The sequence below is a fragment of the Jiangella rhizosphaerae genome, from assembly GCF_003579925.1.
Taxonomy (GTDB): domain Bacteria; phylum Actinomycetota; class Actinomycetes; order Jiangellales; family Jiangellaceae; genus Jiangella; species Jiangella rhizosphaerae.
In genome coordinates this window covers 24,165-36,282 of sequence record NZ_QUAL01000020.1, presented here as the reverse complement: position 1 = coordinate 36,282, position 12,118 = coordinate 24,165, and the positions used below count along the sequence as shown (strand labels likewise).

Sequence of the window (12,118 nt, the reverse complement as noted above, 5' to 3'; positions counted from 1 at the left end):
CGGCCCGGCCCGCGCTGGGACGCCGCGCCGTGCCAGCGCCCGCCGCGGGGCGGGCGCTGGGCGAACGGCGCGACGCGGGCACGGGACGCTCCTACGCCTGGAACCGCGGGAAGGCCGACGCGCCGGCGTACCGGGCGGCGTCGTCGAGCTCCTCCTCGATGCGCAGCAGCTGGTTGTACTTCGCGACCCGCTCGGACCGGGCCGGGGCGCCGGTCTTGATCTGGCCGGCGTTGGTGGCGACGGCGAGGTCGGCGATGGTGGTGTCCTCGGTCTCGCCGGACCGGTGGCTGATCATGCAGGTGAACCCGGACCGCTGCGCCAGCGAGACCGCGTCGAACGTCTCGGTCAGCGAGCCGATCTGGTTGACCTTGACCAGCAGCGAGTTGGCGGCGCGGTCCTTGATGCCGCGCTCGAGTCGCTCGGGGTTGGTGACGAACAGGTCGTCGCCGACGATCTGCAGCCGGTTCCCGAGCACGTCGGTGAGCGCGGCCCAGCCGGACCAGTCGTCCTCGGAGAGCGGGTCCTCGATGGAGACCAGCGGGTAGGCGCCGGCGAGGTCCTCGTAGTACTTCGTCAGCTCCGCGGCCGAGATGCTCTTGCCCTCGAAGGTGTACGTGCCGTCCTCGTAGAACTCCGTCGACGCGACGTCGAGGGCGAGCGCGATCTGCGCACCCGGCGTGAAGCCGGCCTTCTCGATCGCCGTGACGATGACGTCGAGCGCGTCGCGGTTGCTCGGCAGGTTCGGCGCGAAGCCGCCCTCGTCGCCCAGCCCCGTCGACAGGCCGCGCTCCTTCAGCACGCCCTTGAGCGTGTGGTAGACCTCGACGCCCCAGCGCAGGGCCTCGCGGTAGGTCTCGGCGCCGATGGGCGCGATCATGAACTCCTGGATGTCGACGTTGCTGTCGGCATGCGCGCCACCGTTGAGGATGTTCATCATCGGCACCGGCAGCAGATGCGCGTTCGGCCCGCCCAGGTAGCGGAACAGCGGCAGCTCGGCGGAGTCGGCGGCGGCCTTCGCGACCGCCAGCGAGACGCCGAGGATGGCGTTGGCACCCAGCTTGCCCTTGTTGGGGGTGCCGTCCAGGTCGATCAGCGCCTGGTCGACGAGCCGCTGGTCGCTGGCCTCGAAGCCGAGCAGTTCCGGCGCGATCTCGTCCATGATGGCCGTCACGGCCTTCTCCACGCCCTTGCCGGCATAGCGAGCGGCGTCGCCGTCGCGCAGCTCGACCGCCTCGAACGCGCCGGTGGAGGCGCCGGACGGGACGGCGGCACGGGCGATGGTGCTGTCGTCGAGAGCCACCTCGACCTCGACCGTCGGGTTGCCCCGGGAGTCGAGGATCTCGCGTGCTCCGATTGCTTCGATCGTGGCCACGTATCGTCTCCTGCGGTGTGTCGCTGTCGTCGTCGTACGCGGGCGCAGTGACGACGGCGGCGCTGCACGCTCGTACGACCGCAGCCTACCCGGACCAAGTACCCGAACCGGTCGCGACGGGCCGCCCTGCGTGCAGCCGGAAAATCGACTAGCGAGCAGTCAGAATTTCGACTGGCCGCTGGGCACCGTGCGCCGCGGACAATCCGGACGCGGATCGTCCGGAACCTGTCTTACGGTGGCCGCATGGCTATCGCACGCTTCCCGAGCTTCGTGATCGACTGCCCCGACGCGAGCACCCTCGCGACGTTCTACGGTGCGCTCCTGGACTGGAAGGTCGAGCTCTCCCCGGGCTGGGCGGACATCCGGACGGAGGGCAACTGCATCTCGTTCCAGCAGGTCGAGGACTACACCCCGCCTGAGTGGCCCGGCCAGAAGGTGCCGCAGCAGATGCACCTCGACGTCATCGTGGACGACCTCGACGAGGCCGAGGCGGCGGTGCTCGAGCTGGGCGCGACCAAGCACGAGCACCAGCCGGGCACGTCGTTCCGGGTGTTCCTCGACCCGGCCGGGCACCCGTTCTGCCTCTGCGTGAACTAGGCGTCACCCACCGCGGATGCACCTCACTCGCCTGAGCACCACACAATGCGGCGATCCGGCCCTCATCCGGCCCTGGAGCGAGTGAGGTGCTCGCCACGCGAACGAACCCTGGCTCAGTTCCCGAACGGAACCAGCTCGACCAGCGACATCGACGGGTTGGGGAGGTCGAACTCGACGTCGACCGCGCCGCCGGCCGCCGTCACCCGCCGCGGCGGGTGGAGCTGGTCCAGCCGGTCCGCAGCGCGCAGCCCGGCCCACTGCGCGTCGGTCGGCCAGTCCGCGCCGCCGCCGATGCGCCGCCAGACCGCGGGGACGCACGAGTGGTCGTCGTCGACGCGGTGGTGGCGCAGCTCGTAGTCGCCGTCCGGCAGGCCGGTGAACCGCAGCGACACCCGCCGGCCCAGCTCCGCGGAGCCCGCCGCCTTGGACTGGTCGAGCGTCCCGTTCCACACCAGCGCCGCGGCCCGGCCGGTGGACGGGTCGAGCGCGGCCAGCGACTCCACCAGAGAGTCGGCACCGTCGCCGGACGACCGCACGGCCAGCCGCCGCGCCGGCAGCGCCTCCAGCATCGCCAGCGCCCACCACCGGGGTTTGCGCAGCTCGCCGACGGTGCGCAGGCCGAAGCCGCCGTGGAACAGCGCCGGCGGCCGGCCGAGCTCCTCGAAGTGGTCCGACACCACCCAGTAGGACAGGGCCTCCAGCCGGCCCATCGCCGAGCGCATGCCGCGCAGCAGGAACACCGCCGCGAACACCGACTCGCTGACCTCGTTGAAGTGCGTCGGGGTCACGCCCCACTCGGTCCACCAGATCGGGGTGCCGGCCCGGCCGTGCCGCGCCAGCACCGGGCGCAGGTCCAGCGGCGGCGAGCCGTAGGTGTGCGTGGACACGAAGTCCAGCGGCTCGTCGCCGATCGCCGTCAGCAGCTGGTCGATCCAGCCGGCCGCGGCCGACGCCGGTCCACCCACCCGCAGGCCGGGGTCCACGTCCTTCACGGCGCGGGCCGCGACGGAGTGCAGCCGGAAGAAGTCCTCCGGCGTCCCGGACCAGAACACCTCGAGGTTGGCCTCGTTCCACACCTCGAACGCCCATCGGTCACGGACCTCGTCCAGCCCGTACCGGTCGACGAGGTGCGCGACGAACGCCCGGACCAGGTCGTACCAGCGGTCCCAGTCCTTCGGCGGCGAGATGATCGCGCCGTACTCGAACACCGTCGCCGACGGGTCGGCGGCGAGGTCGCGCGGCATGAACGAGATCTCGACGATCGGCCGCAGACCGAGCGACAGCACCATGTCGTAGACGCGGTCGACGCCGGTGAAGTCGTAGACCGGCTCGCCGTCGACCTCGCGGTAGACGCCGAGGTCGTCGCCGAGGATGCCGTGCGCCCGCACCGTCTCGACCCCGAGCTCGTCGTGCGCCGCCTTCAGCGCCGCCCTCAGCTCCGCGCCGATCTCCCGCCCGCCGGTGCGGTCGGTGGACAGCGCGTGGGACAGGTGCTCGCTGCCGATCATCGGCCGCCACGGCCGGTCCAGCTCGCCCTCGTCAGAGGCGGCGTCGACGACGACGGCGACCGGCTCGCCCTCCGCGGAGGTCGAGGCCGCGGCCACCGGGGAGCTCAGCGGGCCGACCTGATCGACCGACGCGACCGCGGCGACGGCGTACCAGCGCTCGACGCCCGGGGTGCCGGTGGTGTCGGCGTACGGGCCGTGCGGGACGGAGAGCACGTCGCGGCCCTGGTGGTCCAGCGGCTCGAACGGCCCGTCGGCCGACTCGGCCACGTGCACCAGGTAGCCCGCGGCGCCGTCGACCGGGTCCCACGACAGCGTGACCTGCGCCCGCCCGGGTCTCGCCGTCAGGCCGCCGGGCGCCGGCAGCGACACCGCGGCGCCGCCCGCCTCCCCGCTGGCCCGGCCGAGCCTGGTCTCGAAGTCGGTGCGGGCGTCGATCTCACTGCTCACGCGTCTGTCCTTCCGATAACTCACTTGATGCCGGTCATCGCGATGCCCTGGACGAAGTACCGCTGCACCGCGAGGAACAGCACGATCACCGGCACCACCACGACGACGGCGCCGGCCAGCAGCAGGCCGTACTGCGTGGCGTTCTGGCCGACGGCGTACAGCGCGAGGGCGACCGGCAGGGTGTACATGTCCTCCGTCTGCGCCACGACCAGCGGCCAGAGGAAGTTGTTCCACGACGTCAGGAACGTCAGGATGCCCAGCGTCGCCAGCGCCGGCCCGGTCAGGGGCAGCATGACGCTCCAGAAGATGCGCAGCTCGCCGGCGCCGTCGACCCGCGCGGCCTGGATCAGCTCGTCCGGCAGCCCCAGGAAGTACTGCCGCATGAGGAACACTCCCAGCGGCCCGACCAGGTACGGCAGGATCAGCCCGGGGAACGTGTTCGTCAGCCCCATGTTGCTGACCAGCACGAACAGCGGCACGAAGGTCACCATGCCGGGCACCATGAGCGTCCCGAGCACCAGCGCGAACACCACCCGCTTGCCGCGGAACTCCAGCTTCGCCAGCGCGTAGCCGAGCATCGAGCCGAACACCAGGTTCCCGGCCGTGACGACGACCGCGACCACCGTGGAGTTGAAGAAGTACGTCGGGAAGCTCAGCCGGTCGAACAGCTCGCGGTAGTTCTCCAGCGTGTAGGTCTCCGGCAGCCAGGTCGGCGGGATCGACCGGACCTCGGCCTCCGGCTTCACCGACGACAGCACCATCCAGACGAACGGCAGCGCCATGACCAGCAGGCCGACGGCGAGCACGACGTACAGCCAGCGCGACGAGCGCCGGTCCGTCCCGCCGGTGGTCTCGCCGTCCCGGACCGGGGCGGGGGTCTCGATCGTCGTCGTCATCGTCGGCCCCTCACGCCTTCGGCCGCAGGACGCGGAACTGGATCGCCGTCAGCACCACGATCGCCACGAACAGCACGTAGCTGGCCGCCGCGGCGTACCCGTAGTTGCCGAAGCTGAACTGGTCGTAGATGTAGTACGAGACCGACCGCGTCGCGTTGAGCGGCCCGCCGTTGGTCATCACGAACGGCTCCTCGAAGAACTGCAGATAGCCGATGCCGGTGATGACGGCACCGAACAGCAGCGTCGGGCGCAGCAGCGGCAGCGTGACGTGCCGGAAGCGCTGCCAGCGGCCGGCGCCGTCGACCTCGGCCGCCTCCAGCAGCTCGCGCGGCACCGTCTGCAGCCCGGCGAGGAAGATCACCATCAGCGTGCCCAGGTTGCGCCACGCGGCCATGGCGATGATCGACGGCAGCGCCAGCGACGGGTCGCCCAGCCAGTCCGGGCCGCCGATGCCGACGGCGCCCAGCAGCTGGTTGATCGGCCCGGTGTCCGGCTGCAGCAGGAACCGCCAGACGACGGAGACGGCGACGATGCTGGTCACGACCGGCAGGTAGTAGCCGAGCCGGAAGAACGCCCGCAGCCGGGTGATGTTGTTGAGGCCGACCGCCGCGGCCAGCGCCAGCACCATCGTCAGCGGCACGCCGACCAGCACGAAGATCGCCGTGTTGACGGCGACCTTGCGGAACAGCGCGTCCTGGAACAGCGCCGTGTAGTTGTCGAACGCGGCGAGGTCGACGGCGAACGGCGTGCGCACGTCGGTGCTGCGCATGTCGGTGAAGCTCATGAGCAGCGACGCGAATACCGGTCCGGCGGTGAACGCCGCGAACAGCAGCAGGAACGGCAGCGCGAGCAGCCAGGCGGTGCGGGCCTGCCGCCGCTGGAGGAGCGACCGGCGACGGCGGGCCGGCGAACCGCCCGTAGGGGCCGGGCGGCTCGCCGGAGCCGTGGTGGCGGTGGTCATCGGCTACTGCAATCCGGTCCCGATGGACGAGGCCTGCGACTGCATGTCGGCAACGGCGTCGGCTGGGCTCATGGCGCCCCGCACAGCGGCCTCGATGTCGCCGTCGATGACGGACGCGACCTGCTCCCACGTCGGGACGGCGGGCGGCGCCTCGGTGCTCTCCAGCTGCTCGCCGAAGACCGCGACCACCGGGTCCTCGGTCAGCACTCCGGACTCCCACGCCTCGGGCCGCGACGGCAGGCCGGTCGCCGTCTCGTACCAGCGCTGCTGCACCTCGGTCTCGGTGAGGTACTGGATGAGCTTCCAGGCCCCGTCCTTGTTGTCGGAGTCGGTGAAGACGGCCAGGTTGCCGCCGCCGACGAACGACGTGCCGGGCGCCTGGTCCTTGCCGGGCAGCGGGACGACGTCGAAGGTGTCCGTCGCGCCGGCGTCGCGGACCAGGCCGATGTGCCACGGACCGGAGATGAACGACCCGATGGAGCCGTCGGCGAACATCTGCTCCAGCGCGCCCGGCTGCAGCACGGTGTCCTGCGACAGACCCTCGGTGAAGTACGACGTGTAGTACTCCAGCGCCTCGGTCATCTCGGGGCTGTCCAGCGTGTACGCGTCGCCGTCGGTGAGCGTCGCGCCGTTCTGCCAGGCGAAGGGCATGAACGTCTGCCACGAGCCGCTCTGGCCGGGCTGCAGGTAGATGCCCTGCTGGGCGCCGGCCTGCTGCAGGCCCTGCGCGAACGCCTTGAGGTCGTCCCAGGTCTGCGGCGGCTCCAGGCCGGCCGCCTCGGCGAGGTCGGTGCGGTAGAACAGCGCCCGGGTCTCGACGTACCAGGGGACGCCGTAGGACGTGCCGTCGACGACGGTCGAGGCCCACGGGCCGGGGAAGAAGTCGTTCTCGTCGAACAGGTCCGTCGGCGTCGGCTCCAGCCCGCCGGTCTGGGCGAACTCACCCATCCACGTGGTGCCGATGAGGCTGACGTCGGGGGTCTCGCCGGCCGCGATGGCGGTGGCGATGCGGTCGTGTGCACCCTCCCAGGGCACCGGGGTCACCTCGACGGTGGCGTCGGGGTTGGCCTCCTCGAAGTCGGCCAGGAAGTCGCCGAGCGCCTCGCCCTCGGTGCCCATCGCCCAGACCTCGATGGTGCCCGTGGCCGGGCCGTCGGTGATGTCGGCGGACGGCGCCGCGTTGCCGTTGCCGCCGCCTCCCGCGTCGTCGTCGCGGCCGCAGGCGCTGAGCGCCAGGGCGGTCGCCGCGGCCAGGGCGGTCGCGGCGCTGATGTGTCGTCGACTCATCGATGAGCCTCCTCTAGGGGTGCGGCCCGCAGCTGCTGCGGACCACGAGCTGGGTGGTCAGGACGTCGTGACGTGGTTCGGAACGGTCTCCGCTGATCCGGGCGTCCAGCATCCGGGCCGCCCGGGCCCCCATCTCGCGCATCGGCTGACGGACCGTCGTCAGCCCCGCGTAGCGCGCCGCCATGACGTCGTCCCACCCCGTGAGGGCGACATCCCCCGGTACCTCGATCCCCTGCTCGGCCAGCGCGACGGTGAGGCCGAGCGCCAGCTCGTCGTTCGCGCAGACGACCACGTCGGGCAGGCCGCCGGCGACGAGGTCGGCGGCGACGCGCGCGCCGTCGTCCTCCTTGAAGCCGGCCGGGATGGCCTGCTCCGGCACCTCGGCGCCGGCCTGCGCGAGGGCGCCGCGGAACCCGGCCCAGCGCTCGGCGACGTCGGTGGAGTCGACGGGATCGCCGAGGAAGGCCATGCGCCGGTGCCCGTGCTCGAGCAGGTGGTCGACGACGGAGGCCGCGGCGACGACGTTCTCGGTGCGGACGGAGTCGGCGCCCTCGATCTCGGTGCGCGCCATGAGGACGACGGGGACGCCGCGCTGGACGACCTCGGCGACGACGTCGTCGTGCACCGTCCGGCCGAACACCGCCAGCCCGTCGACCCGGCCGGCGAGCTCGAGCACCATCTCGTCGGCGGAGTCGCGGTTGTGCGTGCTGAGGATGAGCACCGAGCGGCCCAGCGTCGCGGCGACCTCCTCGTAGCCCAGCACGACCTCGGCGTAGAAGGGGCCGGACAGGTCGGGGAAGACGATGCCGTTCGCGGCGTGCCGGCGTTCGGCCAGCGAGCGGCCGAGCTGGCTGGGCGTGAACCGCAGGGCCTCGATGGCGGCGTCGACGCGCTCACGGGTGGCCGGGTGGACGAGGTCGCTGCCGCGGAGTGCGCGCGACACGGTCGCCACCGACACGCCGGCGTGCCGGGCCACGTCGCGGATGGTCACGCTGGCGCGCCCGGGCGTGCGCCGCCGCTGGGGGCTCTTCGGCTCCGCGTTGTCCATCGGTCTGGCCGCTCCTTTGGTACCGGTTACATAAACCGGTTACATCGGCTACATTCGGGCATCATGGCTGACGCTGTCAACCCATTGTCTGGACCTGCCGACGCCGATCCGCGGCGACTCGCGGAGCTCGCCGAGGTCAGCGTCGCGCTCATCGCACGCGCCCAGGACCCGTCCGGCGCGTACCCGGCGGCGGTCAGCTTCGCGCCGTACGGCTTCTGCTGGTTCCGCGACGGAGCGTTCGTCGCCGAGGGGATGAGCAGGGCCGGCGGGTTCGGCCGGGGCGCCGTCGAGTCGGCGACCGCGTTCCACGACTGGTGCGCGCGGGTGCTGACGCGGGAGGCGCCGGTGGTCGAGTCGCTGGCGGCGCGCGTGGCGGCGGGCGAGCAGCCGGGCGACGCCGAGCTGCTGCCGGCCCGGTACACGCTGGCCGGCGAGCGGCACGACGACGACTGGTGGAACTACCAGGTCGACGGCTACGGGACGTGGCTGTGGGCGCTGCGGTCGCACCTGTCGCGCTGGGACCTGCCGGTGGCGCCGTACGTGCCGGCGGCCGAGACCGCCGTGCGCTACCTCGTCGCCGTCGGGGCCCGGACCTGCCGCGACTGGTGGGAGGAGCACCGCGACCAGACCCACGTCTCGACGCTGGCGTCGGTGTACGGCGGGCTGCGGGCGGCCGCGTCGCTCGGGGTGCTGCCGGGGCCGGCGTCGGCGGCGGCCGGCGAGATCGCCGAGCTGGTCGCGCGCGACGGTGTCCACGACGGCGTGCTGCGCAAGTGGCTGGGGTCGACGGCGGTGGACGCGAGCCTGGTGGTGGCCGGGGTGCCGTTCGGGCTGCTGGCTCCGGGCGGGCCCGTCATGCGCGCGACGGTCGCCCGGGTGTCGTCGGAGCTGTCGACGCCGGGTGGGGGCGTACACCGCTACGTCGGCGACACGTTCTACGGCGGCGGGCAGTGGCCGATCCTGGCGGCGTTCCTCGGCTGGCACCACGCCGTCGCGGGGTCGTCGTCGCGCGCCATGGAGCTGCTGCGGTGGATCGCGTCGACCGCCGACTCGTCCGGGCGCCTGCCGGAGCAGGTGCCGCCGCTGCTCGCGCCGGACGTGCTGCCGGAGTGGATCGAACGGTGGGGACCCAGCGCCCGCCCCTTGCTCTGGTCGCACGGGATGTACCTGGTGCTGGCCTCCGAGCTCGGCGTGTTCTCTTAGCCGCTCGCCCGTCCGGCGCGGTCGTCCAGCCAGACGCGGACCGCGCGCGCCGTCTCGTCCACCGGCACCCCCGTGGTGTTGAGCAGCGACATCGGCGGATCCATGGTGGCGGCGTTCTTCTCGATCCAGGCCGCGTAGTCGAGCATCTCGGCGATGCGCGGCTCGTCCCACTCCCGCCACGCCGGCCGCCGGCGCAGCCGCTCGGCGAGGACGTCCGGGTCGCACGTCAGGCACAGGTAGTCGATACGCTCGAACAGCGCCCGCTCGGGCAGCGGTTCGAACTCCGGCGGCACGACCGTCCCGCACAGCACCACCGGCCGGCGGCTCTGGTGGATCATCGCGGCCATCCGCAGCCACGTCGACCGGAACGGCCGGTGCTCCGCCGCGTCGTCACGCAGCCCGGCCACCCACAGCACGTCCTGCTCGAGGACGACGAACCGGTCGGCGAGCTCGGTCGCGAGCAGCCGCTGGACGGTGGACTTGCCGGTACCGCTGGGGCCGGTCAGGCAGAACAGCGGGAGCCGGAGGAACGGCCACCGGTGGCCGCAGTGGGCGCACCGGATGACCGCCTCTGGCTCGACCTGCGGGTGGTCGGCGCGTTCGCCGCAGCGCTCGCAGATCAGCAGATTCACGCGTGGGGGTCAGTCGAAGAGCTGCTCGAAGATGCTCTTCTTGCGCTTGCGGCCGCCGTAGCCGTACGGGCTCGGCGAGTCGGAGTAGCCGCGCCCGTACGGGGCCGGGCTGTCGGGGCGGCCACGGTAGGGCTGCTGGTACGGCTGCTGCGGCGGGGGTGCCTGGCGGCCGCCGTACTCCAGCGGCGGCGGGGGCGCGTTGTACCGCTCCTCGGCGGCGACGATCTGCTCCAGCTCGCCCTTGTCGAGGAAGATGCCCTTGCAATTGTCGCACTGCTCGACGTGCACGCCCAACCGGTCATAGGTCTTCATCTGACCGTTGCACTTCGGACAGGTCACGGAAGTTCCCTTCGTCGTTGTCTGATGACAACGCTACCGGTGGTCACCTGGGTTCCGGGCGGTCCGGACTGCATTGCGGCCACGCAGCGGGTAGCGTGCGACGGGTGACGCAGCAACCGGCGCCGCCGCCCGACCGCGGCGCCCTGCGCGCTGCCATCGAGGGCCTGCTCCGCACCTGCGTCGACCTTGAACGGCAGGCCGACGGCGCGGCCACCGACGCCCGGAAACGGGTGCGGCGTATCGCCGAGACCGTGGCCGCGGTCCGGCTGCCCCGCCACGTCCTGGACGTCCCCGCCCTCGCCCAACAGGTCGACGGCCTGGGACGCCACCTCGACGCCGACCTGCGCGGCCGGCTCGCCTCGGCGCGGCAACCGTACGTGACGGAGATCCACGCGCTGCTCGCTCTGCTCGCCCCCTGGCACGGCCTGGCAGCCCTGCCGCCCCTGGGCCCGGCCGCACCCGGTGCTGCCCTGACGGACCATTTCCCCACCGGCTTCGCCCAGGACTACGTCATTGATCTGCTCGGATCCGTCGATGCGAGCGTTGCGCTGACACCGCAAGCAGCCGACCAGGTGCCGGTCGCACGAGAGGATGCCAGCGACGCTGTGCCGATCCTGGTCGGCGATCAACTGCACGAGGACCACCGGCAGATGGGAGTGGACATGCTCCAGGACGGCGCGAGTCACGCCGTGCAACGGCACGGTCCCCACATCGCGCCGGAAACCCAGCTCGCGCGGTTGCTCTGGCTGAAAGACCCGTCCGGTGACGAGCCCTGGCGTCTCCTGCCCAACGGCGGCGTCGAGTCCAATCACTGGTGTGGACCCATTGCCGGCGGATTCACCTCGGCCGAAGCCATGGCCAAACCGATCGATGCCCTCCTGCGATGGGCGCGCGTCCATGCCGGCGGATTGAACGGGTTGCTCACGAACAACACCAAGTCGAAGACCAAGCGCATCAGCATCTATGTGAGCGCCGAATCGGCCGGCCTCGTACCCGGTGACGCGAACGGGTACCGAGGCACAGCGACGTCGAGCCGAGCGATGACCGACGACTGGCTCGACGCACGTGAGCACGCGATGGCCCACGGCGCGCCACCCATCTACGCAGTGCCCTATGACCCGATCGCCGAAGGCAAGGAACCAGGGGCATTCTTCCAATTCAAACGGGTCGGGGCATCGAGCTGGAGTCTGGTCACGTGCTTCCCGGTCGGAGAGCGAAATCTGAACTGCAAACGCATGGAGGACCTCACATGACCTCGCCGAGCGAGAACTTCAAGGACCACTTCGGCGGCGGGTTCGGCGTGGCCGACGAGACGCCGGAGGCCTACGTCGAAGCCTGTGAAGAAGCTCTCGAGATGCTGGCCGACGACGATGACGGCAGCTACCACGCCTTCCGCGACGAGCTCGCCGCCCACATCCGCGATTCGTCGTACCCGCCGCACCGGGTCGCGGACTCTCAGTGGATCACCGACGAGTGGCTGCGCAACATCTGGTACGACGCTTTCGGGCCGGAGCCGCCGCCCGGCGACCCTTATCCCGTGCCGGCCGAGGACTGGGGTCGGCGCCGTCGGACGCCTTACATGATGTACGCCGTCAATCGCCGCCCAGAGCTGAGCTCACCTGGGGCGCCGGCCTGGCTGAAGGCCCGCGGTCTGACGTTCGATGACGTGAACGCGGGTGTCGGCGTCTCGCTGACCGGCCAGTTCGCGAGCGCTCGGCCGGCGCCGGAGGGGTGGCTGGAGCGGCTGCACGATCTCACCGCGCGCGGCCTGCGCGAGGAGCAGCCGGGCGAACGCTAGTCGGCCACCGGATGGGTGAGCGTTTGGTGT

12 protein-coding genes are annotated in these 12,118 nt (G+C 71.7%); 4 read left to right on the top strand and 8 right to left on the bottom strand.

From position 1 onward, the window contains the following. Positions 1 to 91 precede the first annotated feature (91 nt). Positions 92 to 1,372: a phosphopyruvate hydratase gene (gene eno / locus DY240_RS02435; RefSeq protein WP_119658381.1), complete on the bottom strand. Its 1,281-nt coding sequence runs from the start codon at positions 1,370 to 1,372 to the stop codon at positions 92 to 94. A 243-nt stretch (positions 1,373 to 1,615) separates the two neighbouring features. On the opposite strand from eno, the gene DY240_RS02430 reads away from it, so the two are divergent. Continuing rightward, on the top strand, positions 1,616 to 1,969 hold the full coding sequence (locus DY240_RS02430; RefSeq protein ID WP_119658380.1) for a VOC family protein: 354 nt from the start codon (positions 1,616 to 1,618) through the stop codon (positions 1,967 to 1,969). A 113-nt stretch (positions 1,970 to 2,082) separates the two neighbouring features. Here the strand turns inward: DY240_RS02430 and DY240_RS02425 are convergent, their stop codons facing one another. The 5 genes from DY240_RS02425 to DY240_RS02405 are packed head-to-tail and all read right to left on the bottom strand — an operon-like array spanning position 2,083 to position 8,116. Beyond that, the gene (locus tag DY240_RS02425) at positions 2,083 to 3,924 is read right to left on the bottom strand and encodes a GH39 family glycosyl hydrolase (RefSeq protein WP_199700655.1); all 1,842 of its coding nucleotides are present in this window, start codon (positions 3,922 to 3,924) and stop codon (positions 2,083 to 2,085) included. A 20-nt stretch (positions 3,925 to 3,944) separates the two neighbouring features. Then, on the bottom strand, positions 3,945 to 4,820 hold the full coding sequence (locus tag DY240_RS02420; protein WP_119658379.1) for a carbohydrate ABC transporter permease: 876 nt from the start codon (positions 4,818 to 4,820) through the stop codon (positions 3,945 to 3,947). Positions 4,821 to 4,830: 10 nt separating this feature from the next. Then, a complete protein-coding gene (locus tag DY240_RS02415) occupies positions 4,831 to 5,781 on the bottom strand; it encodes a carbohydrate ABC transporter permease (protein ID WP_119658378.1) in 951 nt (316 codons plus the stop codon). 3 nt (positions 5,782 to 5,784) lie between these two features. Continuing rightward, positions 5,785 to 7,068: a sugar ABC transporter substrate-binding protein gene (locus DY240_RS02410; RefSeq protein ID WP_119658377.1), complete on the bottom strand. Its 1,284-nt coding sequence runs from the start codon at positions 7,066 to 7,068 to the stop codon at positions 5,785 to 5,787. Between the two features lie 13 nt (positions 7,069 to 7,081). Then, positions 7,082 to 8,116 (bottom strand): LacI family DNA-binding transcriptional regulator, encoded by a 1,035-nt coding sequence (locus tag DY240_RS02405; RefSeq protein ID WP_199700653.1) that lies wholly within the window; start codon positions 8,114 to 8,116, stop codon positions 7,082 to 7,084. 63 nt (positions 8,117 to 8,179) lie between these two features. On the opposite strand from DY240_RS02405, the gene DY240_RS02400 reads away from it, so the two are divergent. Then, a complete protein-coding gene (locus tag DY240_RS02400; protein WP_119658376.1) occupies positions 8,180 to 9,319 on the top strand; it encodes a glycoside hydrolase family 15 protein in 1,140 nt (379 codons plus the stop codon). Here the strand turns inward: DY240_RS02400 and DY240_RS02395 are convergent. Both DY240_RS02395 and DY240_RS02390 read right to left on the bottom strand, forming a co-directional pair. Then, positions 9,316 to 9,951 (bottom strand): AAA family ATPase, encoded by a 636-nt coding sequence (locus tag DY240_RS02395; RefSeq protein WP_119658375.1) that lies wholly within the window; start codon positions 9,949 to 9,951, stop codon positions 9,316 to 9,318. The genes DY240_RS02400 and DY240_RS02395 overlap by 4 nt on opposite strands. Before the next feature lie 9 nt (positions 9,952 to 9,960). Next, positions 9,961 to 10,290, bottom strand: a complete 330-nt coding sequence (locus DY240_RS02390; RefSeq protein WP_119658374.1) for a TFIIB-type zinc ribbon-containing protein — start codon at positions 10,288 to 10,290, stop codon at positions 9,961 to 9,963. A 104-nt stretch (positions 10,291 to 10,394) separates the two neighbouring features. Between DY240_RS02390 and DY240_RS02385 the strand changes: the two genes are divergently transcribed. Both DY240_RS02385 and DY240_RS02380 read left to right on the top strand, forming a co-directional pair. Beyond that, positions 10,395 to 11,543: a hypothetical protein gene (locus tag DY240_RS02385; protein ID WP_119658373.1), complete on the top strand. Its 1,149-nt coding sequence runs from the start codon at positions 10,395 to 10,397 to the stop codon at positions 11,541 to 11,543. Further along, positions 11,540 to 12,088, top strand: a complete 549-nt coding sequence (locus DY240_RS02380; protein WP_119658372.1) for a hypothetical protein — start codon at positions 11,540 to 11,542, stop codon at positions 12,086 to 12,088. The genes DY240_RS02385 and DY240_RS02380 overlap by 4 nt, the downstream gene beginning before the upstream one ends. Positions 12,089 to 12,118: the final 30 nt, after the last annotated feature.

Excerpts from the sequence above, each read along its gene's own strand:
- DY240_RS02430 (WP_119658380.1), top strand. The coding sequence starts at position 1,616 with ATGGCTATCGCACGCTTCCCGAGCTTCGTGATCGACTGCCCCGACGCG.
- DY240_RS02420 (WP_119658379.1), bottom strand. The coding sequence starts at position 4,820 with ATGACGACGACGATCGAGACCCCCGCCCCGGTCCGGGACGGCGAGACC.
- DY240_RS02415 (WP_119658378.1), bottom strand. The coding sequence starts at position 5,781 with ATGACCACCGCCACCACGGCTCCGGCGAGCCGCCCGGCCCCTACGGGC.
- DY240_RS02410 (WP_119658377.1), bottom strand. The coding sequence starts at position 7,068 with ATGAGTCGACGACACATCAGCGCCGCGACCGCCCTGGCCGCGGCGACC.
- DY240_RS02405 (WP_199700653.1), bottom strand. The coding sequence starts at position 8,116 with ATGGACAACGCGGAGCCGAAGAGCCCCCAGCGGCGGCGCACGCCCGGG.
- DY240_RS02400 (WP_119658376.1), top strand. The coding sequence starts at position 8,180 with ATGGCTGACGCTGTCAACCCATTGTCTGGACCTGCCGACGCCGATCCG.
- DY240_RS02380 (WP_119658372.1), top strand. The coding sequence starts at position 11,540 with ATGACCTCGCCGAGCGAGAACTTCAAGGACCACTTCGGCGGCGGGTTC.